Source organism: Halosimplex amylolyticum (assembly GCF_051414035.1).
Taxonomy (GTDB): domain Archaea; phylum Halobacteriota; class Halobacteria; order Halobacteriales; family Haloarculaceae; genus Halosimplex; species Halosimplex amylolyticum.
In genome coordinates, this window is sequence record NZ_JBLKNW010000002.1 from 579,429 (window position 1) to 603,913 (window position 24,485).

The window sequence follows — 24,485 nt, forward strand, 5'->3', positions numbered from 1 at the left end:
TCGGTTGGCCCCTCAATCGGCGCCGACCTCGGTCCCGGTCCGCAGTCGAACGGGCGACCCGCGCCGGTGGAAGACCAGCGTCGCCCCGAGCAGGGCGAGGGCGAGCAGCGTCATCGCGACCGTAGGCGACAGGGCGTCCGCGAGGACGCCGCCGGCGACCGAGAAGGGGAGCTTGATCAGCGAGTACGCCATCGAGACGCCACTGAGGACGGTCGCCCGGCCCGCCGTCGCGACGCGGTCGTTGACGTACCCCTTCGAGAGCGGCCGCGTCACCGCTCGCATCGCACGGATCGCGACGAACCCCGGGATCGCCACGAGCGGGACGACCCAGGCCCCGACGAACAGCGTCCCCAGGACCGCGGGGGCCAGCAGGAACCACCCGTCGAGCCCGACCCGGTCGCGAATCCACTCCGAGCGAGCGCTCGCCAGCGCCGCGAGCACCGTGAAGCCGGCGTAGAGCCACCCCAGCGACGCGACGGGGACGCCCAGATCGACGCTCACCGGTTGGGTGAACCGCCCGACCGCCTGCGCGACGCCCAGCAGGATCCCGACCCACAGGACGAACCGCCGCAGGTCAGACCCGAGGACCCGCTCGCGCAACAGCGGGAGCACTTCCAGCGGGGTGACCCGGTCGTCGGCGTCGACCGAAATCGACGGGAAGGTGACGAGGACGAGCGTTCCGACAGCCCAGAGCGCCCCGGTCGCGTAGAACGGCCACCGGAGGCTCACGTCGCCGACGTACCCGCCGGCGACGGCGGCCGCCGCGCCGACCGCGAGCGTCACCGACTCACCGCGGCCGCGGACGTGTTCGAACGTCTCGTCCCCCACGCGCCGCTCCAGCAGCTCGTACAGCCAGGCGTCGGTGCTGCCGGACTGCAGCGTCGTGCCCACCGCCCAGAGCAGGTAGACGCCCGCGAGGACGGCGAACGTGCTCGACAGCCCCATCGCGACGACGGCGACCGCCCGCAGGGCGTTCCCGAGGACGAGGCTGTTTCGCCAGCCGATCCGATCGCCGACGAACCCCGTCGGGATCTCGCCCGCGGTCAGGCCGAGCCACCAGATAGCGTCGAGGACCATGATCTCGGTGTACGACAGCCCCTGCGCCCGGAGGAAGACGACCCAGATCGGCAGCGCCAGCCCCATCGTGTTCGTCGCCATGTACAGGTAGTACTTGACGACCGGTCGCGCCGGCAGGCGGTCGCGCAGCGACATTCTCTATCGGCTGTCTCGGCGCACGCCACGTAACTGTTCTCTGAAGCCGATTATTGTAGTCGCGGCGTCACGATCTGGTTCGGGATCCGACCCCTTCTCGTCGGCGCGCGCTGTCGCGGCGTTCATGCCGCGACAGCATCGTGCGAGGGATGAGCGAAGGAACGCAGTGACTGAGCGAATCGGCTGGGGAGGCGTGAGGCTGTTTGCAGTGCTATGCGGTTGCGGTTCCCGGCGTCCTGCCGAACGAAGTGAAGCAGGGCTCAGGGGAGCTTGCTCCCCTGGCGGACTGAAAGAGCGAGGCGCGATCGCGTTCTGTGTAGTCGTCTGACCGACCCCTATCCGCGCGAGTGCGGGGCGGTGCGGGTGTTCGAGCGCGGATATGCTGGTCAGCGACCGCGAGAGCGAGGCGCTCCCTGCGGTCGCGCCTCGACAGGCGAACGGCGAACGAAGCGAGCCGTGAGCGAGCGGGCCGAGGCCTTTCGGCACCTGCAGTCCGCGACGGTCGCCGTTCTCTCTGAAGAGGGGTCTCAGAGGCCGTAATCACCAGAAACCGCTCCGAACGAAACGCCGACTCAGTCGTCCCAGCCGCTCACGTCCTCGCGCGTCGCCGTCTCGTGCTGGTCCAGATACTCGCGGGCGATGACGTCACCGCTGGAGGCCCCGATCCGCTCGGCACCGGCGTCGAGCATCGCCTCCATCTCTTCCCACGACCCGATGCCGCCGGAGGCCTTCACGGGCATGTACTCGGCCAGCAACTCCACGTCGGGGACGGTCGCGCCGCCGTCCGAAAACCCGGTCGCGGTCTTCAGGTAGTCCGCGTCGGCTTCCAGCGCGCACTCGGCGGCCAGGCGCTTCTCCCCCTCGTCGGACAGCAGCGGCGTCTCGACGATGACCTTCACGGGGATCGGCACGGCGGCCACCACCTCCTCGATCTCGTCGGTCACGGCCTCGCGTTCGTCCGCTTTCAACCGGCCCACGTTGATCACCACGTCGAGTTCGTCGGCGCCCTCCTCCCAGGCGTCTTCGGCCTCAGCGACCTTCGTCGCGGTGGTGTGCTGGCCGTGGGGGAAGCCGACGACCGTCGACAGCGGGACCGTCGGGGCGTAGCCGTCGGCGAGTTCGAGGTAGCAGGGCGGGATGCACGCCCGCAGCCCGTACTCGATGGCGGCGTCGAGCACCGCGATCACGTCGTCCGGCGTGGTCTCCGGCCCGAGGACCGTGTGTTCGATACGGCCCGTCACCTCCGCCGCGTCCGTGTTCATGGCTCACCCGTCTCACCCCCGCGTAAAAGCCCGTTCGGATCCGTCGAGGCGTCTCGGACCGCCGATCCCGATTCCACGCCGTATCGACCGGAGCCTCGCATCGACCGAAACCCCGTATCGACCGGAACCCTTTCGGCGGTCCGTGCACCCCCACAGGGTATGCAGTTCCTCCCGAGCGGGCTGGCGATCCCACCGTTGCCCTACGCGATCGTCCTGGTCGTGCTGACGGCGGCGTCTCTCGCCGGGCTCTACCTGCTCGGCCCGCCGGTCACGACGAAACAGGTGGTCGCGTTCGCGCCGTGGATGATCGCCGGCGGGGCCTTCCACGCCCTCTACCAGGTGGGGCTGATCCCGGACGTCGCCGAGCCCTTCTTCGGTGCGCCGGCGGTCTACGTGACGACGTTCCTCCTCGCCGCGGCGGTCTGGCTGCCGTCGGTCGTCCGCGCCCAGGCGCTCGACGACGTGGGCCGGATCGCCCGCAACCTCGGCGTCGCCGGCGGACTGCTCGTCCTCGGGTTGATCGTGTTCGCCTACACCTACGCGGCCGGCAGCGTGGAATCGAACGTCGCGCTCGTCTGGCTCCCGCTGGGGTTTCTCGGCGCCGCGGTCCTCACGGCCCCGTGTTACTACCTGCTCGCGATCGGGTGGACTGGGGCGGTCGACCGGGCAGGCTGGGGCGGGCCGCTGGTCGTCTTCGCCCACGCGCTCGACGGCCTCTCGACGGCCATCGGCGTGGACGTGATCGGTACCGGCGAGCGCACGCCCATCCCCCGCCGGATCATGGGCTTCGCCGAGACGCTGCCCACCTACCCCTACATCGGCAAGGGCTGGCTGTTCGCCGTCGTCAAACTCGTCATGGCGATGGTGATCGTCGTCCTCCTCGCCGACATCGTCGACGAGAGCCCGACGGAGGGCAACGTCCTGCTCGCGTTCGTCGCCGCCGTCGGCATGGGCCCGGCCGCGAACAACCTCTTCCTGTTCCTGCTCGGCCCGACGATCTGAGCCGCCGGCGACCGGTCGAACGACCGACGACCGCCGCCTCGATTGGTCTCGAGATCCTCGCTCCGATCGATTTCGCGATCCCCGTTTCGATACCCCTCGCGATAACCGAGTCGAACCCCCTTCTTTCGCGTGGAATCTCGTCACGATCCCGCGGTTTCGCCCTCACCGATCGCTACCGAAACGCACCCCCGACCGGTCGGCGAGCGACGGCCCCCTCCGTCCGCATCCGGGAGCGACTCGCTCGGGCGGTCCCGCCGCGATTCCGCCTCGCCGTCGGCGTACGGTCGAACCCCTTTCTTTCACGTGGAATCGCACTCCACTCACGCGATTTCGCCGGATCGAATCGCTAACGAAACGGTCCGGTGTTCGGCTATAGAGGGGTGGGAAGCGACCGGGAGCGGTCGGTAGGGCTCGGGACCGCGCGGTCCGTCGAGCGACGCAGGCGGTCGCCGAAACGGGTACCGTTTTGCCGCTGCCGGTCCCACGGGCGCGTATGGCGAAACAGCCCCATCTGCTGGTCGAACCGGGCGACGTCCACGACATCGCGCTGATCCCGGGCGACCCCGGGCGGGTCGAGCGCATCGCCGACCACTGTGAGGACGTCGAACAGGTCGCCGAGAACCGCGAATACAAACTCGTCAACGCGACCTACGAGGGCCGTGACCTGACCATCTGCTCGACGGGGATCGGCTGTCCCTCGGCCACCATCGCCGTCGAGGAACTCGCGAACGTCGGCGTCGAGACGTTCGTCCGCGTCGGGACCACCGGCGCGCTCCAGTCGGACATCGAGATCGGCGACATGGTCGTCGCGACGGGCGCCGCGAAGAACGAGGGCACCACGAAGCGCTACGAGGACGTCGAGTACCCTGCCGTCGCCGACTACGAGACGCTCTCCGCGCTCGTCGACAGCGCGGAATCCAGGGACGAAGCCGTTCACGTCGGCCCCATCGCGACGGACGACGCCTTCTACGCCGAGACCGAGGAGTACGTCGACGACTGGGAGCAGGCGGGCCTGCTCGCCGTCGAGATGGAGGCGGCCGCGGTGTTCACGCTCGCGCGGCGGAAGGGCCTGCGCGCCGGCGCCATCTGCACGGTCGACGGCAACCTCGTCGAGGGCACCCAGAAGGGCGAGACCGAGGGCGAGGAACTGCCCGAGAAGGCGAAGAACAACGTCGAGCGCTCCATCGGCATCTCGCTGGACGCCGCGACGGAGCTCTGAGACGGACGCGGGACCCCGGGCGGCGACGCAACGACCTCCCGGGGGTGACCCCGCGGCCGCGGAGTAACGTGACTTTCCGACCGGAGGGGAACGCCCTTTTGTGGCGCGACCGGGATAGTAGCGACCATGCGCGGACCGGCGGGGGACTGGCTGTTCGCGACGCTCGCCAGGCTCCGCCGTCTCGAACGCCGCGAGGTGCGCGCGTTCCGGCGGTGGGTCGAGCGGACGAGCAACCTCGTCCACCTCTCGATCATCGTCGTCGCGCCGCTGCTCGTCGCGGTAGTGACGACGCTGTTCAACAGCTTCTCGTCGCTGACGTTCCTGCTCTTTCCCCCGCTGGCCTCGGGGACCTACACGCTGTTCGCCGATCCCGAGGGGCGATACGCCTCCCCGACGCGGTTCGTCGCGGGGCTGACCGTCGGTGCGCTCTGCGGCTGGGCGGCGCTGGTCCTCGCGTCGACGCTCGGCCTGGCCGGCGGCCCGGGGAACCTGAGCGTCGGCGCCTTCGAGGCGGCCGTCGCCGTGTTCCTCGTCGGGTCGACCACCTGGGCGCTCGACGTCGAGGTGCCCTCGGCGTACTCGGCGGCGCTGCTCGGCCTGCTGGTCCGGCCCGGCAACGAGCCGGTGTTCGCGCTGACCGTCCTGGTCGCGAGCAGCGTCGTCGCCCTCGTCTTCGTCGTCTGGCGCGAGCAGTTCTACGAACGGCGCGCGCAGTTCCTCTACGAGTCGACGCGAGGCGACGACCACGTCCTCGTCCCGATGCGCGGCGAGAACCCCGACGCGACCGCGATGCTCGGCGCCCGCCTGGCCGCGGCCCACGACGCGGGGAAGGTCGTCCTCCTCGACGTGGTCGACGACGCCGCCGTCGCCAGCGCCGAACGCGACCTCATCGACGACGGCCGTCGCGTCGACAGACGCGCCACCACCGACGGCGGCGCCGAGGGGGACCCAATCGACGGCTCCGCTGTCGATGGCTCCGCGGCTGGGGACTCCACTGCTGACGGAGACGCTGGCGACAGGGACACCGCCGACGGAGACGCTGGCGACAGGGACGGGGGCGACTCCTCGCCGGCAGACGGCGACGACCTGGCGGCCGAGCGCGCGGTCGCCGAGGCGGCGACCCACCTCGAAGCGCGGGCGGACGAGATCGAGACGCGGGTGGGGGTCCCCTGTCAGGTGGTCGTGGCGGTGGGTGGGGGGTCGCCGGCCGCGACGGTCCTGCAGACGGCGCGCGAGGCGAACTGCGACCTCGTCGCGGCCGCCTACGAGCAGCGCCACGGCGCGCTCTCCCCGTACCTCCACGACCTCTTCCGCGGTGACGTCGACGTGGTCGTCCACCGGTCGTCGGCCGGGCGGACCCGCTGGAAGCGCGTGATGGTACCCGTCCGGCGGGCCAGCGACGTGGCTCACAGCATGATCGACTTCGCGTCGCGGCTGGTCGGTCGGAGCGGTCGCGTCAGCGTCTGCTCGTGCGTCTCGGGCGAGCGCGAGCGCCGCCGCGCCGAGGACATGCTCGCCGACCTCGTCGAGGCGTTCGACGGGGGCTACGAGACGCGCGTCGCGACCCAGCCCATCGAGCGCTACCTGGCGGAGAACGCCGACCAGTTCGACCTCGTCTTCATGGGCGCGAGCACCGACCGCAGCGCCGCCTCGCGACTCGTCTCCCCGCCGACCTTCGAGCGGATCGAGGACCTCGACGCCGACGTGGCCATCGTCGACCGCTCGTGAGCGAGGCCGCGACCGCCGGAGCCCGTTCGAACGCGGTCGTCAGTCGTCCGCCGCCGGGTTCTCCTGGCCCTCGCCGTCGAGGAGCCGCTCGGCGAGTCCTTCCATGTCGGCGCTCCCGAGTGCGGACTCGACGAGGAGGTGGCCGCCGATGACGGCGGGGCTGATGACGGCGTCGGCGCCGGCGCGGCGGAGCTTCTCGGTGTTCTCCCGGTCCGTCGCGGCGGCGACGATGCGCGCCCCGGGGTGGAACTGCCGGGCGGTGAGGATCGAGAGGGCGTCCTGGGCGTCGTCGTTCGTCGCCGCGATGATGGCGCGGGCGTGTTCGATCCCGGCCTGTTTCTGCGGCTCCTCGTCGCTGGGGTCGCCGACGACCACGCGGAGGTCGCGCGTGCGAAGCGTCGCCGCCATCTCGTGGTCGGGCGTGATCACGACGAAGTCGACGACGGCCGCGAGTTCTTCCAGCAGCGGTTCGGTCAGGTCGCCGTACCCCAGGACGACGACGTGGTCGTCCAGGAGTTCGAGTTCTGAGTCGTTCATGGTACCGAGTGCTTGCGAGAGGCGGGCCTCGATGGCGGGGCCGAGCAGCGACCCCAGTGCGACGGTGAAGCTGGCGACGCCCAGCACGACGACGGACATGCCGAACAGCTTCGCCTGCTGGCTCTGGGGGGTCACGTCGCCGTAGCCGACGGTGCTGGCGGTGACGATTGTGAAGTAGATGGCGTCGGTGAGCGTCGAGAGCCCGCCGAAGTCGTCTCTGAGCTGGTACGACCCGGCGGTGCCGTAGACGAGCGTCCCCGACAGCGCCGCGAGGGCTGCGAGTTGCGTCGTCGACAGGTCCGCGTTGCGGTCGAACCGCCGGTAGTTCACGAGGACCGTCGGCAGCGAGAGCAGCGACAGCGCGATCAGCGGGAGCGAGTACTGACTCGACTGGGCCAGCCCCTGGACGGCGGTGACCGGGAGGAGGATCACCGTCGAGACCCACGCGGCGCGCAACCGGCGGCGCATCCCCCACGCGCTCACCAGCATCAGGAACCCTGTCAGCGCGCCGGTGAACCCGGCCGCTCGCTGGATCTCGGGGGGGATCTCGAAGTACGTCTCCAGCAGCGGGTTGACGGTCGTGGCACTGATGTTCGCCACGCCGGTCCCGAACGAGAGGATGGCGACGACCGTCGGCAGCCAGATCGCTGCCCGGGTCCCGACGAACACCGTCAGTGGCTCGTCGATCGCCCGCCTCGGATCCATATCCTCTCGGAGGTGGGCCAACGGGTAAAATCCTGCCGACACCCAGCGCTAGCTGTCGGCGAGGCCACACACTCCGGCCAGCGGCGGTCCAGTCGCCGCGCGCGGTGACGCCCCCAGGGAGTCTCGCCGGTACACGTTTAAGAGTGGATTCCGTGACACCGTGCATGGCTGCGTTTCCGGTCGAACTGCTGTTCGGTATCTATCTCGGCATCCTCACGGGAATCATCCCCGGGCTCGTCGCGTGGTCGCTGGGCTTTCTCTTCAAGTATTTCACCGGCGTCACCATCCCCGGGTTCGGTGTGGTCGTCCTCTCGGTCGCGCTCGCGGGCGTCAACGGCGGGCTACTCGCGCTGGCCGATCCGACGATCACCCAGAACGCGAACGCCGTGACGATCACGACCGCGATCATGGTCGTCCTCATGATCTCGCTGTACGCCCACAACCGCGGCGACGCGATGGGCGCGACGTTCCCCAAGCGGCTCTCCCTGAAGCAGCTCCGCGAGCGGACGCTCGCCGCCGACGTGCGCGGCGCGCTCGCCGGCCGCGACGAGGCGCGCATCCGCGTCGTCGGCGAGGTCGCCGACATGGAGGGGTACCCGCCGCTGACCGACGAGATGCGCGCCGAGATCCGCGACAGCGAGTGGACCTTCCCCGCGGATCTGCGTATCTCCGAGCTCGAATCCCGCCTCGCGGAGCGGCTCAAGACCGAGTACGACCTGGGCGACGCGGCGGTGACCGTCGACGAGCGCGGTCGCGCCTCGGTCGTCGCCGCGCCGCCGTTCTCGGGGCTCTCCAAGCGCGTCCCCGACGGCAAGCGCGCGGTGTCGGTGAACGCGCTCGTCCCGACCGGCGTCGCCCGCAACGACGAAGTGACGCTCATCACGCCCGACGCGCAGGTCCGCGGCACCGTCGTCAGCGCGAAGACCCGGAAGCCGACGGCGGAGGCTGGCCCCGATCCGGAGTCGACGGGCGCGGCCGACGGGGACGGCGACGACGCGGACGCCGACGGCGCGGAAGATTCGGTCCCGCAACCGGTGCGAGCGCCGACGACGACCGGCGGCGAGGGGCGGATCACCGTCGCCGTGACGCGGACCGACGCCGAACCGCTCCTGCGGGCCGACCGGGCGCGCGTCGTCGTCGAGTCGCGCGGCGTCCGCCGCGAGTACGAACTCGTCTCGCTCCTGCGCCGCGCGGGCCGACGGTTCCAGCGGGTGACCGTCGGCTCTGGCGGCCCGCTCGACGGCGCGACCGTCGGCGCCGCGAACGTTCGCGACTCGTACGGCGTGGCCGTGATGGCCGTCCGGGGCGCGAGCGGGTGGGCCGTCGCCCCCCGGGGCACAGTCACGATCTCGGCGGGCGACGAGGTGTTCGCCGTCGGGACGCGCGAACAACTCGACGCGTTCCGGGAGGCGGTCGCGTGAGCGGACGCCCGCTCGGACTACCGCTCGCCAGCGCCGTCGAAGCACTGGCGGTCGAGACACCGGCTATCGTCGCACAGTCGCGGCCGCTGACCGACCGCGTCCTGATCGGCGCGGCGCAGATACTCGGACTCTCGCTGATCGCCGCGGGCGTGGCGGCGGTCGTCGCCATCCTCTACCGTTGGTACGTCCGCGAGCGAGTTCCAGGCGGACTCCCGACCCTGCTCGGTCTGAGCGCGGTCGTTCCCCTCTTCGGCACGCAGAAACTGCTCCAGGAGCTCATCGAACCGACGGCGAGCGGGGACCCGCTCAACGCGGCGACCGCGCTGTTCAACATCGCCGCCTTCCTCGTCGCGCTCGCGGCGACGCGCGTCGGTACCGACGTGGGCGACCGCATCGGGAGCGACCTGACCGTCGCGACCGGCGAGCGCGGCGTCGAGTCCGAGGTCGGTCGCGTCGTCCAGGCGGTCGGGCGGGTCATCACCGTCGAACTCCCCGAGGAGGTCGAGGACATCGTCGGCTACGACCCGGTCCCCGACGAGACGAAAGACGCACTGGCCGGCAAGACCTTCGTCTTCCCACGGCGGCTGACCGTCGACGAGCTCCGCGGGCGGCTGGTCACCCGTCTCAAGGCCGACTACGCCGTCGGGCACGTCGACGTCGAACTCGCCGACGACGGGGCCGTGGAGTACCTCGCGGTCGGCTCGCGCGCTGCCGGTATCGGCCCGACGCTCCCGCCCGAGACCTCCGCGGTCGCCGTCCAGGCCGACCCCGCCTTCGCCGCGAGCGCTGGCGACCTCGTCCAGGTGTGGGGCACCGACCCCTTCGAGCGGGTCCTCACCGCCGAAGTCCGCGGCACCGTCGACGACGTCGTGACGCTCGCCGTCGACGCCGCCGACACCCGGAAACTCGACGCGGAGACCCGCTACCGCCTCGTGACCCTGCCCGTCGAGACCCGACCCGACCGCGAGTTCGCGTCGGTGCTCCGCGCGGCCGACGAGACGATGGCCGCCGTCACCGTCGCCGACGGCAGCCCGCTGGCCGGCCAGCCCGTCGGCGCTCTCGACGTGACCGTCGTCGCGATCCGCCCCCGAGCGGGAACCGTCGAGCCGCTGCCCGCCCGCGACCGGGTGCTGACCGCGGGCGACGCGCTCTACCTCGTCGCCGCGCCGGAAGCAATCCGCAAGGTCGAACAGGGCGCGACCCCCGCCGTCGGCGGCCCGGCCGCGGACTCGACCGCTCCGTCCGCGGGAAGCGGCGCGCAACTCGCCCCCGACGAACAGGTCGACGCGACGACGCCCGTCGCTGGCGAGGATTCCGAAGCGAGCGGAACGACAGCGAGCCCGTCGGGATCGACCGACGAGACTCCCCGGACGGACGACTCCGCCGGCGTCGACGACCTCTCCGACGCGGACGCGCCCGGCATCCAGGCGCTCGAAACCGACGAACCGGGAGGCGCCGGCGACGCCGAGCGGTCGACAGACAGCGAGTCGGTCAGTGCCGAACTGGCCGAAGACGACTCGCCCGACGGCGAGCCGACCCGGGAGGACCTGAACGACCTCGCCGGCGTCGACGTCGACGACCTGACTGGCACCGACGTCACCGTCGACGCGAACGGCGAGCACGGCGACTCGCCGGACGAACCCACCGTCGAAGTCGAGGAGACGGACGAGGCCACGGACTCCGAGGAGACGGACGAGGCCACGGACTCCGACGGGACGGACGACGCAGTCGAGCCAGACGACGGCGGCGGGCCCGCAGACGAGACGGCAACCGACGAACCAGACGATGGCGACGAAACTGGCGATGACGGCGACGAAACTGACGATGACGACGGCGAGACTCGCGATGACGACGACGGAACTGACGATGACGATGGCGACGGATCGAGCGACGACACCGGCGACGACGGCGGGTGGACCGTCGCCGTCGACGAGCGCCGAGACGACGACTCGGACCGGTAGTGAACTGGGCCGGGAACGAACCGGGAGCGAACGTGTGCGGGTCGGTCGGCGGGCGAACGCGGGCCGAACCGGAGCGAGTGCGGAACGCTCTTTGAGTGTCGGCGCCGACGCTCTGCTATGCACTGGCGGCTCTTTGCCACGCTGGCCGAGACGGCCGGGGACACCGAGGTCGCGGTGGACGTCGACGCCGGCGCCACCGTCGGCGACGCGTTCGATGCGCTTCTCGAAACCCACCCCGCGCTCGAAGACGAGGTGCTCGACGACGACGGCGACCTCTACGAGCACGTCCGCCTGCTCCACGAGGGCCGCGACCCGTTCACCGAGGACGACGGCTTCGAGACCGCGCTGGAGGACGGCGACGAACTCGCGCTGTTCCCGCCCGTGAGCGGCGGGTAAGGAACGGTGGAGATTCCGTTTCGAACGACAGTACGGCAAGCGGAATGACGACCGGGAACAGCGTGAAAGCCCCGACGCGTTCGACTCGGGCGCCTCGCTGCGCTCCTCGGGGCCGAAGACTCGCGTGGCTCATCTTCGGCCCCTGCGGTGCTTGCGTCGTCGACCTTCGTCGAACGCGTCGCCCCTTTCATTCCACCCGCCTAGCTTGGTCAGCCAGGTCTAAGAGGACGGGACTGAAAGGGGCCGGTCGCTCCGGGAAGACGGGCGACGTAAGCACCGCAGGAACGAGCGGAGCGAGTGACGAGGAGCGCAGCGAGCCCCTCGACCGGAGCGACCGGGGGCTTTCACGCTGTCTGCGGTCGCGACCGAGCCGGCGGACGCTGTGAAACGGTTCAGGCCAGCAACAGCTGCGACCGAACTCTCACGTTCGCTCGCGAAAAACCGCGCTTCTCAGGCGTCCAGCATGTCCAGCACGCGCAACACGAGCTGGAGGATGTGGATGAACACGCCCATCACGGCGATGTAGATGCCGATAGCACTGCGCAGGTCGCCGTACTTGCTCTCGCGGACCGCCCAGATCTCGTAGGTCAGATCGACGATGAACCCGAGCAGGAAGAGCGCGCCCGCGGCGAGCATGATCGTTGGGTTCACGAAGTAGCCGATGGCACCGACGACGAACCCGCCGCCGAAGCACACCCAGGAGTACATTTGCCACCGTTCGAAGGAGTGGTTCGTCTGGAAGACGACGACGGTCACGACGGCCGTGATTAGTCCCGTGACGACCGTGGTGATCCCGAGGGCGGTGACGCGCATCGACGCCGACTCCACCCAGATGAGGATCGACGACCCGATGAGGGCGTAGCCGAACTGCGTCAGCGCCACGCCCGCGCCGGCGAGTGAGAGGCTCCCCTTCTCGATGCCCGTGGTCGCCAGCCAGTAGCCGCCCCCGACGGTGACGACGAACGTCGCGATGCCGATGAAGAAGTTTCGGAACAACGCCGCGCCGAGCGGCGCGACCGGCGTGTAACTCAGCGCCAGCATCGCCACGATGTTCAGCGCGACCAGCCCGGCCCCGATCCCCGCTATCCGCGAGACGCTCCGCGACGCTGTCGACTCTACCCCCGGTGCATCGTACTGGACTGACCCGCTCATGTTCGATACCGAATTGCCGACTCTCACACATGTACTTTCCCATTCATGACAGGGAAGTTTCCACTCGCACGCGACCGCTACGAGTCCCTCCTCGGTCGGAAGCGACGCGATAGCGACAGCCCTTCGATTCGGCTGCGAAAAACGAGATCCGCCGGTCTCAGGCGTTGGCGACCTGCTGGAGCACGTCGGGGGCCTCGTCGAGGGCGTCGTCGAGGGCGTCGACGTCCGGTCCGCCACCCTGGGCGAAGTCCGGCGGGCCGCCGCCGCCGCCGCCGACCTTGCTCGCCAGTTCGCTGACGACCTCGCCGGCGTTGACGGCCGAGCCGTCGGGGACGGCGACGACGAACGTCGCGCCGTCGCTGCCCGAACCGAGCACGGCGATCTTCCCCTCTTCGACGAGGGCATTCGCGGTCGCCCGGAGTTCGTCCATGTCGGCGTCCAGGCGCTGGACGACGGCGGTCTCGTCGCCGACGTCGACCTCTTCGCCCTCGTCGCCGCCGGCCGCGGCGCGAACCTCGGCGAGTTCCTCTTTGAGTTGCTCGATGGTCTTGCCGCGCTCTTTCCACTCCGTGAAGAAGCGCTCGGCGGTCTCGGGCACTTCCTCGGGAGCCACGTCGAGGATCTCGGCGGCCTCGTAGAGGGCGTCCTCGGTGTCCTGGGTGGCCTGGACGGCCGCGTCACCGGCGGCGAACTCGATGCGGATGACGCCGTCCTGGACGCGCTCGGTGCCCAGCACCTTGATCGTCCCGATGTCGCCGGTGCGGGCGACGTGGGTGCCGCCGCAGGCCTGTACGTCCTCGGCGACGTGGATGAGGCGGATGTTCTCGCCCGCGGGGATGCCGCCCTGGTAGAGGTCGAAGCCGTGTTCGTCCTCGGCCTCGTGGCGGTCGGGCCACTCCTGTTTGACCTGCACGTTCGACCGGACGATGTCGTTGGCGCGGTGTTCGATCTCCCGGACCTGCTCGCGGGAGACCGACTCGTAGTGGCTCACGTCGATGCGCGAGGACTCGGTGCCCTTCTGGGCGCCGGCCTGGCGGACGTGCTCGCCGAGCACCTGCCTGGCGGCGTGGACGACGACGTGCGTCGCGGTGTGGTGGGCCATCAGGCGACGACGGCGCGTGGCGTCGATCTGCCCGCGGACGAACTCGCCCTTGCCGGGGTCGGTGTCGACGGTGTGGAGGATCACGCCGTCGACGATCTGCACGTCAGAGACCTCGGCGGTCACGTCGTCGGTCGAGAGCGTCCCGTGGTCCGGCGGCTGGCCCCCGCCTTCGGGGTAGAACATCGTCTGGTCGAGCACCACGTCGAACCGCTCGTCGTCGCGCTCGAACACTTCCAGCACCACCGCCTCGAACTCGGTGCGCTGCTGGTTCTCGTAGTACAGCCGGTCGGTGTCCGGGAGTTCTTCGAGGCGGTCGGCGTAGGGCCGCTCGTCCTCCTCGTCGAAGGCCTGGCCGCCGCCGTGGCGTTCGGCGACGAGCGCGTAGAAGTCGTCGGGCGTCTCCACCGCGACGCCCTTCTCGGCGGCGATCTCCTCGACCATGTCCGGCTGGATGCCGTGGGAGTCGTACAGCTCGATGAGTTCGCCGACGGGGATGGGCTCGCCCTGCTGGGCGTAGTCGTCGGCCAGCTGGCGGACGCGGCGGCCGCCGCGGTCGAGCGTCTCGCGGTACTTCTCGACCTCGGTGCGGACGATGTCGCGGACGGTGTCGCGGTTCTCGTAGCCCAGTCGATCCGCCTGCATGTCGACGAGTTCGTCCAGCGGCGCGTCGACGCCGACGTTGTCGACGAGGCGTTTGGTCCGACGGAGGACCATCCGCGCGAGATAGCCCGTGCCGACGTTCGACGGGACGATGTTGTCCCCGAGCATGTACGCGAGCGTCCGGCAGTGGTCGGCGATGGCGTAGATGTCTTCGAGGGGTTCCAGCAGGTCGACGAGTTCGCCGGTGCCCACGTCGAGCTTGTCGGCGATGTTGTCGCGGGCCGACTCCATGTCCTCGGCCTCGTCGATGTCCATGTGGCCGGCGAGCGTCGCGGCGCGGTGGACGATCTCGGCCTCGCGCTCGGAGTAGTCCAGCCCGGCGTTGTCCTTCAGGAAGTCGATCATCTCGGGGTAGACCGCCTCGTACACCGTCGGGGTGCCCTGGGACATCCACGTCCAGCGTTCGATGCCGTAGCCGGTGTCGATGACCCGGCGGTCCATCTGACTGTACGTGTTGCCGTCCTTCATCTCGATGTCGCCGTCGGGGTCCTGCTCGAACTGCATGAACACGAGCGTCGCGAGTTCGAGCCCGCGGTAGATGACCTCGAAGGCGGGGCCGGCGTTGCCGCCGCCGACCCAGGGGTCCTCGATGAGGGTCACGTCCTCGCGGGGCGCGCCGACCTCGGCGAGGAGGTCCATGCAGTGCTCGACGCACTGGTCCTTCCAGTAGACCTCGCCCTCGTAGGCGTAGTCGGTGCCCTCGTCGGCGTTGAACGCGTGGTGGCCGCCCATCTCGAAGGCCATCGTGTGTCGGCCGGTCTTGCCGACGTTGTCGATGTCCTGCATCCGAATGCACGGCTGAGAGACGACGAGCGGGTTCGCCGGCGGCGGGGACTCGCCGCTAGTGACGTGCGGCTGGAAGTCGTAGATAGACGCCTGGGTCAGGAGGACGTCGTCGCGCCAGCGGTTGGCGGCGACGGGATAGGGATCGATGCGCTCGTGACCCCGCTCCTCGAAGAAAGAGAGGAACTGCTCGCGGGTCTCCTCCAGCGAGAGGGACTCGTCGAACCCGGGGTCGTCGATGAAGCCGTACTCTTCGCATGGCGGCTCCCCGCAGGTCCGGCGCTCCCCGTCGAGCGTCCAGAAGTGAGCCCCACACTCGGAACACTGCTTGCGGTGGAAGCCGTGTTCCTCGAAATAGTCGAGTCGATACTCCGCTTCGAGATCGCTCATCTGTTGGTACAACGTCGCCCAGCGGCGCGTAAAACAGTTCCGAAGGTACGGCTCCCGTACTCGCGGCCCTCGGCGGCTCACGCTCGGTCGCGGTTGAGCCGTCTCGCGGTGGTCGCCGGGCCCCAATTCGTCTCGCTGGTCGCCCTCCGATCGATGTCGACACGTCGATAAGAAAGCACATTACGGCGCCGGACGGCGGGTGACGTATGCGTCGCTTCGCCGTCGCCGGGATCGTCCTCCTGTTCGCCGTCGTCGGCGGTGCCACCGTCGCGCTGTCGGCCATCACTTCCGAGGACCGCCCCGCCAACGCGACCGTCTCCGCCTTCGAACCGCGAGTCGCGATCGGCAACCAATCCGACGACGCCCGCGCCGGATCCGGCGAGGTCGTCACCTGCAACGAGCGGGGGCCCTTGCCGGGTAACGCCGGGCTGAGCGGGTCGCTCGTTCTAGAACGGTCGGTCGGCGACGAGGGCCCGCCCGAGGCGACGTTCCGCGTGAACGTGACCGTCGGCGACGGAGGACTCGTCCAGACGGATACCGTGAATCTCTCGACGGGCGGCTCCGAGCGGGTGACCCTGTTCACGATCGACGAGCGGCCGCCGTCGCTGGACGGCGGCGACTCGGTGACCGTCCAAGCGGTCGTCTCCACCGAGAAGACCACCGCCGCCACGGCGTCGCGCACGGTCGGCGTCGCCGAGCGCGACGTGCCGTGCGCGGACGAACGCGAAAACTAATCCGTTGCATCGGACCGGGTTGCCCCCTCAGACCGCGTTACTGCATCCTTCCCCGTCACCGCGTCAGGCCGCGGCCTGTCCGTTCGCATCGTCGTCGCCGCCCGCTCAGTTCCCGGCTTCGGACTCGCTCTCGTCAACGTCCTCGAACTCCGCTTCGAGTTCGGCCTCGGCATCGCCGTCCTCGACCTCGACTTCGAATTCCTCGGTGTCGGCGGGCACGTTGACGACGTATTCGCCGTCGCCGTCGGTCGTGCCGACCGTCTCGCCGTCGACGCTGACCGTCGCGTTCGCGACGGCGCTCCCGTTCTCGGTCACCCGGACGGTGACGTTCTCGCCGGCGGAGACGTTCCCGACGAACGACGCGCTGATGGACCGCTCGTCGTCGCGTTCGTCGTCTCGCTCCCCCTTCTCGTCCTCGCCGTCGACTCGCTCGATGGGCACGTCGGTCCCCGACTCGCTCACGACCGGCTTGAGGATGTACTTCCCGCTCTTGCCCGCTTCGTGGACGGTCACGTCGTAGACGAAGTCCACGTCGGAGCCGTTCTCGACGGTGAACTGGCTGTTGAGCTGCAGTTTCTCGCTCGGGAGCTTGACGTTCGCCGACTCGCCGCTCGTCAGCGTCCCGTTCACCTCGCTCACTTCCACGTGGACCTTGTCGTACTCGCCCGCGGGCAGGTCGAACTGCTGGAGGAGCGTCGCGTTGGCGCCGCGCAACTGCGAGAGGTCGACCTCGGTCGCGTTCACCTCTCGCGTGACCCAGCGGCCGTCCTCGCCTTCGCTCTCGTCGTCGTCTGCCTGGTTCTCCTCGCTGTCGTCTTCCTCGTCGCCCTCGGTTTCGTTCTCGTCGCCCTCGGCTTCGTTTTCGGGCGTGACCGTCGTGGTCTCGTTCGCATCACTCTCGTCGCCCTCGGTCTCGTTCACGGGCGTGGCCGTGGACGCGTTCTCCTTGGCAGCCGACCCGTCGTCGGCGGCGTCGACGAGGTGGAACTGCACGGACGAGATCGTGACGTTGAGCCGTTCGAAGTCGTCCATGGCGTTCGGCTCGTCGCTCACGTAGAAGTTGACCGTCCCCGAGTCGGCGTCCGCCGTGTCGGTACTGTCGTCTGTACCGCCGGCGTCACCGTCGGTACCGTCCCCCGCAGTGCCGTCCCCGCCGTCGACCGCGGTCGGCGTCCCGGTTCCCGGCGTCGCCGCACACCCGGCCGTGACGACCAGCAGCGCGGTGGCGAGCGCGACGATCGCGCGCTTCATGCGATTACCTCCGTCCGTCGCGATCGGCGTCTCGCCGTCGGCCCGCACTCGATTCGTGGTCGGTCTGGCTGTGACATCGTACTCCCCGATATCACCCCCAGATCCATATATAAACACGACGCCGAAGCCAGATCAACACCGATCAATTCGAATTTGCACCCGGTTCCACAGCCCCGCAGCCGCTTGGTTTCTGGTAACACTCTCGATCGCGGGTGTGAACTGTCGAAAGAATTTTATACTACTTCGTCCGGTGACGGATTCGAGGCGGCGAGGCCGATGGTCGGGCGGCGAGCCGGTCGCGGGTTGAGGATCGGGATCCGACACGCGTTTACCGGGCGCCCGCCGAGAGGCGGACATGCGCGTGACGTTTCTCGGGACGAGCGGTGCGGTCCCGACCACCCAGCGCAACACGAGCGCGCTGCTGGTCAACCGCGACGGCGACCGCCTCCTCTTCGACTGCGGCGAGGGCACGCAGCGCCAGATGATGCGATTTTCCACCGGTTTCGCCGTCGACCACATCTTCGTCACGCACCTCCACGGCGACCACGTCCTCGGCATCCCTGGCCTGATACAGACCTTCGACTTCAACGACCGGGAGGACCCCCTCGCCATCCACGCTCCCAGCGGCACCCGGGGACAGCTCGAGGACCTCGTCCACGCCGGCGGCAACGACCCCGCGTTCCCCGTCCGCATCCACCAGGTCGACCCCGGCGACACCGTCCTCGACCGCCCGGAGTACGAGGTCAGCGCCGTCCGCGTCGACCACCGCACTAACGCCGTCGGCTACGCCCTCGTCGAGGACGACCGCAAGGGTCGCTTCGACCGCGAGAAGGCCGAAACGGAACTCGGCATCTCGCCCGGCCCGAAGTACTCGAAGCTCCACCGGGGCGAACCCGTCGAACACGACGGGCGGACGATCCAGCCCGAGGAAGTCGTCGGCCCGCCGCGGCCCGGGCGCCGCATGGTCTACACCGGCGACACGCGACCCACCGACGCGGTGGTCGCCGCCGCCGAGGACGCCGACCTGCTGGTCCACGACGCCACCTTCGCCAGCGACTGGGCCGACCGCGCCAGGGAGACTGCCCACTCCACGGCACGAGAAGCGGCCGTCGTCGCCCAGCGGGCGGGCGCGAAACGGCTCGCACTCACTCACATCTCGACGCGCTACGCCGGCGACCACACGCCCATCGAGCGCGAGGCCCGCGGGCACTTCGACGGCGAGGCGTGGGTCCCGGACGACGGCGAACGCCTGGAGGTCCCGTTCCCCGACGAAGACGAGAACGACGACTGAGTTTCCGCGGTGGCACGTGACCGACAGCGGCGAAAACGGCTCTCCGTGAGCAAATGCGAACGACCTCGGGAAAGTATATCACACCGACAGACCACACAACCGACACGATGTCCCCGGAGGACGACCCGCCCATCTCGCGGAGCACGTACGACGAACTCGCGCCCGGGTACGAGGATATCACCGACGCGGCCATCCGCGAGCACTACGAGTGGCCGACGGTCCAGCGGCTGCTCCCCCCGCTCGAAGGCGAGCGCGTCCTCGACGCGGCCTGCGGCGACGGCTTCTACACGGCGCGACTCGCGGAGGCGGGCGCCGACCCGGTGGGCGTCGACGCCAGCCCGGCGATGGTCCGGCGGGCACGCGACCGCTTCGACGACGAACAGGTCCCCGGGGAGATCACCGTCCACGAGGCCGACCTCACGGACGGGCTCCCGTTCCTCGACGACGCGGCGTTCGACCTCGTGCTCTGCCAGCTCGCGCTCGAACACGTGCGGGACTGGAGCCCGGTCTTCGAGGCGTTCGCTCGCGTCCTGCGACCCGGCGGTCACGCCGTGATCTCGACGAGCCATCCGGTCCGGGACTACGTCGACGCCGAGTTCTTCGTCCGCGACCACGTTCTCGCCGAGAGCGCCACGTACGACGATATCGAGCGCGTCGACCGCGACTGGGGCGACGAGGGCGACCCGTTCGTCGTCCCGTTCTATCGCCGCCCGCTCCAGGCGGTCTTCGGACCGGCGACCGAGGCGGGACTGCTCGTCGAGCGCGTCCTCGAACCCGAGGTCACGGACGTCTTCGCCGAGATCGCGCCGGACCACGCGGCGGAGTTCCGCGACGGACCGCCGAACTTCCTCTGCCTCCGGTTCCTGAAACCGGCGTAGGCCGGGGCGATCCCGACCACGGAGATGCGGTGGAGAAAGCTTATTCCAGTACCGTTGAAAGTTCCGATGTGTCACCGAGACGACGCGCCTTCGTGTCGACCCTCGTAGCGGCGCTGGGCGGATGCACGGGTCTCGGCTCGTCGTCGAGTTCGACCCCGACCGCCCGTCCCGACCGCGACGGCGACGGCGTCCCGGACGGCGCGGACGACTACCCGGACGACGGCCGCAGAGCCCGTCGGTCGAGCAGTTCCGAGGGAACGACGACGATCGAGGTCGGCGAGTTCGAGGCCACCGCGCTCACGAACTCGCCGGAGGCCTCCGGGGGGTTCCTGGCGTACGACGTGACCGTCGACGGGGAGGGAACGGTCGACTGTCTCGTCTTCCGGCGCGAGGACTACGACGCCTTCGCGGAAGGTGCCCGCGACGTGCCCGTCGTCTCCGCGTTCAGTCGCACGGACGTCTCCGAAGCACAGGTCGTCGAGCAACTCCCCGAGGGGGAGTTCATCTTCGCGCTGGACTACACGGAGCAAGCGACCGGACCCAGCCGGGAGAGCGTCACCGTAACGTACACCGTGGAGATGGCCGACCCGGTCTCGACGGCGACGCCCGAGTGAGACGGTCGTCGGGCGGTAGTTGTCCATTGCCACCAATACACGCGACCGGGGAACAGTTTTCCCGCGTCCCGAACCAGACTCGGGCATGCGCCAGCCCCTCCATCTGGTGGACGTGTTCGCGCGGGAGCGTTACGCCGGCAACCAGCTCGCCGTCGTCACCGACGCGGCGGACCTCGCCGACGACGAGATGCAGGCGTTCGCCGCCGAGATCGGCTTCTCCGAGACGACGTACGTCGAGACCGACGCCGAACCGAACACCGAGGCCGGACCGCGGAGCGACGACGCGGACACGTGGCCCGTCCGCATCTTCACGCCCGAGGCGGAGATCCCCTTCGCGGGGCATCCGACGCTCGGCACCGCCCACGTGATCCGCGAGCACCTCGCCGACGGGACTCCCGAGGAAGTCGTCCTCGACCTCGACGTGGGCGAGGTGCCCGTCGAAGTCCGCGAGCGGGACGGCCGGGAGACGCTGTGGATGACCCAGCAGCCGCCGACGTTCGGCGACGACCTCGCTCACGACGACCTCGCCAGCGTCCTCGGGCTCGACCCCACCGACCTCGATCACGACTACCCGACACAGGTCGTCTCGACCGGCCTCCCGACGGTCGTCGTCCCGCTCGAAGACCGCGCGGCGCTCGAATCGATCGACGTGGACCGCGCGGCCTACGACGCCGTGACGGGCGACCGCGAGGCGAAGAACGTTCTCGCGTTCTGTCCCGACCCTCGCGACGACGCGAACGACTTCGCGGTCCGGGTGTTCGCGCCCTACTACGGCGTCCCGGAGGACCCGGCGACCGGCTCCTCGAACGGCTGTCTCGCGGCCTATCTCGTCCGCCACCGCTACCGCGACGCGGCGGCCGTCGACGCTCGCGTCGAACAGGGGTACGAGATGGGCCGGCCGTCGCTGGTCCACCTCCGGGCGTGGGAGCGCGACGGGTCGGGAGACACGGAGGGGATCACCGTCGAGGTCGGCGGGGCGGTCGAAGCGGTCGCCCGCGGGAACCTGGTTTAGCAGCAGATAGCAGCACGGTCCCTTCGTTCAGAACTGCTTCTGAAACGTCATCGGGTGAGTCGGTAACTACAGATGCAAATGGACTATCGAGAGTTCTTTCAGGTATCGATGATGTTCGAAACCCCTTGCTGAACACAGGGCGCGTATCTAGCACCGGGTTCACACAGAACCAAACTGAGCAGATGGGTTCGAGTAGTGTGTATCGATCGATCCCGCGCGAAATGGCCCCTTTCCGTCCAGAATTGGTTCTCGTCGTTCACCTGAGTACTGCCGTCGATGCTCGTCGCTCTCCCTATAACCGGTCAATTACTTTCCTTGTCAGCCCGAACATGGCACGAGCATGAACGGAAGTAGCGGAGACGGAGGCGAATCGGAACCGCCCAACGACAACGACGAGACGGCGAGAACACCGACAAAAGTTCTCACGGCGCCAACAGCCGATGATGCGAGTGGATTCGGCTTGTCGATGGTACTCCTCACGGGAGTGTTACTCGCACTCGGATACTACGGAACCCAAGCGGTGGCGGACGTGGGGTTAGGGCAGGCGATTCCCCCACCGTTTTATCTGCTCGCGCTTGCGCTCGTATTCGTGCTCGAACTGTCGCGGAGCCGGTCCTTGAACGCGCAAGGGCTGGCTCGCGCAGTCGGAACAACTGCGGTGTACGGAACGCTGGTCATCCTCGCGCTCGAAGGTGGTGCGTATCTCTGGGAGAACCCGGAGGTCGCACTAGACGAATGGGCCGGGATAGCCGTACTAGCTGTTTCGCTGGTCGTGGTCGCACTTGTATACGTCGTCTACCTGTCCGTTCTTGAGACGGAGTAACCATGCACGGGAGTGCCGCGTACACGCCGTACTAGGGGACGTGATGAACACATCCTCTATATGCAGCACTCCATTCCTACCAGATACTGGAGGTCTATCGGACCGATATGTTCTCTCTTTCACCTATACTGACCATAAGTTTCACTCCCTGATCTGAACGAAGAAACCGCACTACTGTTCGGACTCCACCACCTGACCCTCCTCGACGCCGACCGCCTCGTCGTCACCGAGCGCGAGCCACTCGACGCTCGCTCGCCAGAGTTCGCGCTGGGCGTCGCGGTCGTCGGCAGCCGCCGCCGGTTCGACGCGCTCGCAGTCGTCGAAGTACGCGCCGGTCACGCCCGTCACCGCCGGCGAGCGGGCGAGATACGTCTGGGTCTCCGCGGACTCGGCGGCGGAGTCGGTCAGTCCGAGCAGGCCGCCCACGTAGCCGTAGGCCGTCCAGCCGAGGCCCATCAGCGAGGAACTGTCGCGCGCGAGTCCGGTCAGCGGCGAGACGCCGGGGTGACAGCAGGTCGCCGTCACCGAGTCGGGGAGCCGCCGCGCGAGTTCGAACGTGAACAGCACGTTCGCGAGCTTCGAGTGGTTGTACGCGTCCAGCCCGTCCATCGCGTCGGGCCCGCGAACCCCTTCCAGGTCCAGCGTCGCCTGCCGGTGCAGGTCCGAGGAGACGGTCACGACGCGGGCGGGGTCGGCGTCTGCGCCCGACGCGTCGCCGCGCTCCTCCGTCCGGCGCTCCCCCGTCGCCGCCAGCCTGTCGGCGAGCAGGTTCGTCAGCAGGAACGGCGCGAGGTGGTTGACCGCGAAGGACATCTCGATCCCCTCGTCGCTCCCGGGCACGTCCACGAGGTGCCGGTCGCTCTGCATCGTCCCGGCGTTGTTGACCAGGCAGTCGAGGCGGTCGAAGTCGGCCACCACGGCGTTCGCGAGGCCACGGACGTCCGACACGTCGGTGAAGTCCGCCTCGTAGAAGGCGTGGCCGTCTCCGGGGAGTTCGGCGACCAGCCGCTGGCCTTTCTCCCGGTCTCTGCCGTGGACGATCACCGTCGCGCCCGTCTCTGCGAGGTTGCGCGCCGTCTGTTCGCCGATGCCGTCGGTCGAGCCGGTGACCAGCGCGACGTGTCCGTCGCCGAGCGCGGATCCGTCGTCGGGCGGAGCGTCTGTCATCGGCGACTGTTCGAGCCCCAGCCCGTAAACACTCTCCCTGACGGCCCCTGGTCACCGAGTCCAGCGACCGATAGCCGCAGTCACGCGACCGTACGCGGCCTGTATCGAGTCGACCACCGGCGCCGGGAGCCAGTGGGTCCAGCGGACGAACCGGGCGAAGCGCCCGACGGGGTAGCGGGCGTTCGGGTCGTCGGCCGTCGCCGCTCGAACCACCGCGCCGGCCACCGCTTCGGGTGCGGCGGCCAGCGGGGTCCCGTCGAGGATCCAGCCGTCGTCGAGGCCGGCGTAGGTCCGCGCGTAGGCGGGGGTCCGCTCGCGACCGGCCAGTCGGCGACGGGCCGCGTCGCCGAAGTCCGTCGCCACCCACGCGGGTTCGACGAGTGCCACGTCGACGCCGGTCCCGCGGAGTTCCACGCGGAGGGCGTCGTGGAGCGACTCGACGGCCGCCTTCCCGGCGGCGTAGGCGCCCAGTCCCGGCGAGAAGCTCAGCCCCAGCACGCTGGAGACGGTGACGATCCGACCCCGATCCCGCCCGCGCATGTGCGGGAGCACGGCCCGGGCGAGCGCGTGCGGCCCGTGGACCAGTACCTCGAACTCCGCGCGAACGGCGTCGACGGGCACGTCCTCGACCGGCCCGGCCTCGGCGTAGCCGGCGTTGTTGACCAGACAGTCCAGTCGCCCCGCCTCGCCGACCACCCGGTCGACGACTGCGCGACACTGCCCCTCGTCGGTGACGTCGAGTTCGGCCGTCTCGCAGCACTCCCGCACGCGTTCGGGGAGCGGCGTCGCCACGTCCGTCGCGTAGACGCGCCACCCTCGGCGGGCGAACGCCAGCGCGATCGCCGACCCGATCCCCCCGCCGGCACCCGTCACCAGCACGACCGGGCTGGCCCCGTCCCCGTCCGTCGCCGTCGCCCCCGTCTCGTCGTTCGATGACACGCCCGACCGACCGCGTCGCGCCGAAAAAAGGATTCCGGCTGTCCGGTCGCCCCCTCACCGCCGGATTCCCAGTTGGTGATTTAAATCTACACCACAGGTGAGGGGCATTACCTAACTAAGTGGGGCGCGCAGGGTCTCGTGTGAGCGAGTTGTCCTCTCTAGCCGTGGTGGAACGCGTCGGACGGTCGCGCCGGAGGGCCGCGAACGCACGCGGGACGCCCGGTGGCGACCCAGCGAGGCGGTCGA

The 24,485-nt window shown here is 69.4% G+C and carries 20 protein-coding genes; 12 read left to right on the forward strand and 8 right to left on the reverse strand.

Going from position 1 to position 24,485, the window contains the following annotated elements; genetic code table 11:
* Positions 1-12: 12 nt before the first annotated feature.
* Both ACMGFE_RS13315 and deoC read right to left on the reverse strand, forming a co-directional pair.
* Positions 13-1,212 (reverse strand): MFS transporter, encoded by a 1,200-nt coding sequence (locus tag ACMGFE_RS13315; RefSeq protein WP_436925690.1) that lies wholly within the window; start codon positions 1,210-1,212, stop codon positions 13-15.
* Between the two features lie 572 nt (positions 1,213-1,784).
* Entirely contained in the window at positions 1,785-2,474 is a 690-nt protein-coding gene (gene deoC, locus ACMGFE_RS13320) for a deoxyribose-phosphate aldolase (RefSeq protein WP_436925691.1), read from the reverse strand.
* 159 nt (positions 2,475-2,633) lie between these two features.
* On the opposite strand from deoC, the gene ACMGFE_RS13325 reads away from it, so the two are divergent.
* The 3 genes from ACMGFE_RS13325 to ACMGFE_RS13335 all read left to right on the forward strand — a co-directional run bounded on the left by ACMGFE_RS13325 (position 2,634) and on the right by ACMGFE_RS13335 (position 6,423).
* Positions 2,634-3,476 (forward strand): DUF63 family protein, encoded by an 843-nt coding sequence (locus tag ACMGFE_RS13325; protein ID WP_436925692.1) that lies wholly within the window; start codon positions 2,634-2,636, stop codon positions 3,474-3,476.
* A 493-nt stretch (positions 3,477-3,969) separates the two neighbouring features.
* Positions 3,970-4,695: a guanosine phosphorylase gene (locus ACMGFE_RS13330; protein WP_436925693.1), complete on the forward strand. Its 726-nt coding sequence runs from the start codon at positions 3,970-3,972 to the stop codon at positions 4,693-4,695.
* A 126-nt stretch (positions 4,696-4,821) separates the two neighbouring features.
* Positions 4,822-6,423, forward strand: coding sequence for an HPP family protein (locus ACMGFE_RS13335; protein WP_436925694.1), 1,602 nt, complete (start codon positions 4,822-4,824; stop codon positions 6,421-6,423).
* A 39-nt stretch (positions 6,424-6,462) separates the two neighbouring features.
* On the opposite strand, the gene ACMGFE_RS13340 is transcribed toward ACMGFE_RS13335, so the two are convergent.
* Positions 6,463-7,665, reverse strand: a complete 1,203-nt coding sequence (locus ACMGFE_RS13340) for an NAD-binding protein (RefSeq protein WP_436925695.1) — start codon at positions 7,663-7,665, stop codon at positions 6,463-6,465.
* 164 nt (positions 7,666-7,829) lie between these two features.
* Between ACMGFE_RS13340 and ACMGFE_RS13345 the strand changes: the two genes are divergently transcribed.
* From ACMGFE_RS13345 to ACMGFE_RS13355, 3 genes are all read left to right on the forward strand, one after another.
* Positions 7,830-9,086: a potassium channel family protein gene (locus ACMGFE_RS13345; protein ID WP_436925696.1), complete on the forward strand. Its 1,257-nt coding sequence runs from the start codon at positions 7,830-7,832 to the stop codon at positions 9,084-9,086.
* Positions 9,083-11,047: a DUF8167 domain-containing protein gene (locus ACMGFE_RS13350; RefSeq protein ID WP_436925697.1), complete on the forward strand. Its 1,965-nt coding sequence runs from the start codon at positions 9,083-9,085 to the stop codon at positions 11,045-11,047. The genes ACMGFE_RS13345 and ACMGFE_RS13350 overlap by 4 nt, the downstream gene beginning before the upstream one ends.
* 117 nt (positions 11,048-11,164) lie before the next feature.
* Positions 11,165-11,443: a ubiquitin-like small modifier protein 1 gene (locus tag ACMGFE_RS13355; protein ID WP_436925698.1), complete on the forward strand. Its 279-nt coding sequence runs from the start codon at positions 11,165-11,167 to the stop codon at positions 11,441-11,443.
* Positions 11,444-11,893: 450 nt separating this feature from the next.
* Here the strand turns inward: ACMGFE_RS13355 and ACMGFE_RS13360 are convergent, their stop codons facing one another.
* Positions 11,894-12,595, reverse strand: coding sequence for a hypothetical protein (locus tag ACMGFE_RS13360; RefSeq protein ID WP_436925699.1), 702 nt, complete (start codon positions 12,593-12,595; stop codon positions 11,894-11,896).
* Between the two features lie 157 nt (positions 12,596-12,752).
* Positions 12,753-15,530, reverse strand: coding sequence for an alanine--tRNA ligase (gene alaS / locus ACMGFE_RS13365; protein ID WP_436925700.1), 2,778 nt, complete (start codon positions 15,528-15,530; stop codon positions 12,753-12,755).
* Between the two features lie 206 nt (positions 15,531-15,736).
* Between alaS and ACMGFE_RS13370 the strand changes: the two genes are divergently transcribed.
* A complete protein-coding gene (locus ACMGFE_RS13370; RefSeq protein WP_436925701.1) occupies positions 15,737-16,264 on the forward strand; it encodes a hypothetical protein in 528 nt (175 codons plus the stop codon).
* A gap of 105 nt (positions 16,265-16,369) precedes the next feature.
* Here the strand turns inward: ACMGFE_RS13370 and ACMGFE_RS13375 are convergent, their stop codons facing one another.
* Positions 16,370-17,515, reverse strand: coding sequence for a DUF4382 domain-containing protein (locus tag ACMGFE_RS13375; protein WP_436925702.1), 1,146 nt, complete (start codon positions 17,513-17,515; stop codon positions 16,370-16,372).
* A gap of 355 nt (positions 17,516-17,870) precedes the next feature.
* On the opposite strand from ACMGFE_RS13375, the gene rnz reads away from it, so the two are divergent.
* The 5 genes from rnz to ACMGFE_RS13400 all read left to right on the forward strand — a co-directional run bounded on the left by rnz (position 17,871) and on the right by ACMGFE_RS13400 (position 22,133).
* Complete coding sequence (gene rnz, locus ACMGFE_RS13380; protein ID WP_436925703.1) at positions 17,871-18,806, forward strand: ribonuclease Z; 936 nt, start codon at positions 17,871-17,873, stop codon at positions 18,804-18,806.
* 107 nt (positions 18,807-18,913) lie between these two features.
* A complete protein-coding gene (locus ACMGFE_RS13385) occupies positions 18,914-19,684 on the forward strand; it encodes a class I SAM-dependent methyltransferase (RefSeq protein ID WP_436925704.1) in 771 nt (256 codons plus the stop codon).
* A 68-nt stretch (positions 19,685-19,752) separates the two neighbouring features.
* On the forward strand, positions 19,753-20,298 hold the full coding sequence (locus ACMGFE_RS13390) for a hypothetical protein (protein WP_436925705.1): 546 nt from the start codon (positions 19,753-19,755) through the stop codon (positions 20,296-20,298).
* Positions 20,299-20,383: 85 nt separating this feature from the next.
* Positions 20,384-21,310 (forward strand): PhzF family phenazine biosynthesis protein, encoded by a 927-nt coding sequence (locus ACMGFE_RS13395; RefSeq protein ID WP_436925706.1) that lies wholly within the window; start codon positions 20,384-20,386, stop codon positions 21,308-21,310.
* 340 nt (positions 21,311-21,650) lie between these two features.
* Positions 21,651-22,133, forward strand: a complete 483-nt coding sequence (locus ACMGFE_RS13400; protein ID WP_436925707.1) for a hypothetical protein — start codon at positions 21,651-21,653, stop codon at positions 22,131-22,133.
* Positions 22,134-22,304: 171 nt separating this feature from the next.
* Here ACMGFE_RS13400 and ACMGFE_RS13405 read toward each other — a convergent pair whose 3' ends face one another.
* Positions 22,305-23,300, reverse strand: coding sequence for an SDR family NAD(P)-dependent oxidoreductase (locus ACMGFE_RS13405; protein ID WP_436925708.1), 996 nt, complete (start codon positions 23,298-23,300; stop codon positions 22,305-22,307).
* Positions 23,301-23,351: 51 nt separating this feature from the next.
* Complete coding sequence (locus ACMGFE_RS13410; protein WP_436925709.1) at positions 23,352-24,239, reverse strand: SDR family NAD(P)-dependent oxidoreductase; 888 nt, start codon at positions 24,237-24,239, stop codon at positions 23,352-23,354.
* Between the last annotated feature and the right edge of the window lie 246 nt (positions 24,240-24,485).

Coding starts and splice junctions, on each gene's coding strand:
- ACMGFE_RS13315 (WP_436925690.1), bottom strand. CDS start 1,212: ATGTCGCTGCGCGACCGCCTGCCGGCGCGACCGGTCGTCAAGTACTAC.
- deoC (WP_436925691.1), bottom strand. CDS start 2,474: ATGAACACGGACGCGGCGGAGGTGACGGGCCGTATCGAACACACGGTC.
- ACMGFE_RS13325 (WP_436925692.1), top strand. CDS start 2,634: ATGCAGTTCCTCCCGAGCGGGCTGGCGATCCCACCGTTGCCCTACGCG.
- ACMGFE_RS13330 (WP_436925693.1), top strand. CDS start 3,970: ATGGCGAAACAGCCCCATCTGCTGGTCGAACCGGGCGACGTCCACGAC.
- ACMGFE_RS13335 (WP_436925694.1), top strand. CDS start 4,822: ATGCGCGGACCGGCGGGGGACTGGCTGTTCGCGACGCTCGCCAGGCTC.
- ACMGFE_RS13340 (WP_436925695.1), bottom strand. CDS start 7,665: ATGGATCCGAGGCGGGCGATCGACGAGCCACTGACGGTGTTCGTCGGG.
- ACMGFE_RS13345 (WP_436925696.1), top strand. CDS start 7,830: ATGGCTGCGTTTCCGGTCGAACTGCTGTTCGGTATCTATCTCGGCATC.
- ACMGFE_RS13355 (WP_436925698.1), top strand. CDS start 11,165: ATGCACTGGCGGCTCTTTGCCACGCTGGCCGAGACGGCCGGGGACACC.
- ACMGFE_RS13360 (WP_436925699.1), bottom strand. CDS start 12,595: ATGAGCGGGTCAGTCCAGTACGATGCACCGGGGGTAGAGTCGACAGCG.
- alaS (WP_436925700.1), bottom strand. CDS start 15,530: ATGAGCGATCTCGAAGCGGAGTATCGACTCGACTATTTCGAGGAACAC.
- ACMGFE_RS13370 (WP_436925701.1), top strand. CDS start 15,737: ATGCGTCGCTTCGCCGTCGCCGGGATCGTCCTCCTGTTCGCCGTCGTC.
- ACMGFE_RS13375 (WP_436925702.1), bottom strand. CDS start 17,515: ATGAAGCGCGCGATCGTCGCGCTCGCCACCGCGCTGCTGGTCGTCACG.
- rnz (WP_436925703.1), top strand. CDS start 17,871: ATGCGCGTGACGTTTCTCGGGACGAGCGGTGCGGTCCCGACCACCCAG.
- ACMGFE_RS13385 (WP_436925704.1), top strand. CDS start 18,914: ATGTCCCCGGAGGACGACCCGCCCATCTCGCGGAGCACGTACGACGAA.
- ACMGFE_RS13395 (WP_436925706.1), top strand. CDS start 20,384: ATGCGCCAGCCCCTCCATCTGGTGGACGTGTTCGCGCGGGAGCGTTAC.
- ACMGFE_RS13400 (WP_436925707.1), top strand. CDS start 21,651: ATGAACGGAAGTAGCGGAGACGGAGGCGAATCGGAACCGCCCAACGAC.
- ACMGFE_RS13405 (WP_436925708.1), bottom strand. CDS start 23,300: ATGACAGACGCTCCGCCCGACGACGGATCCGCGCTCGGCGACGGACAC.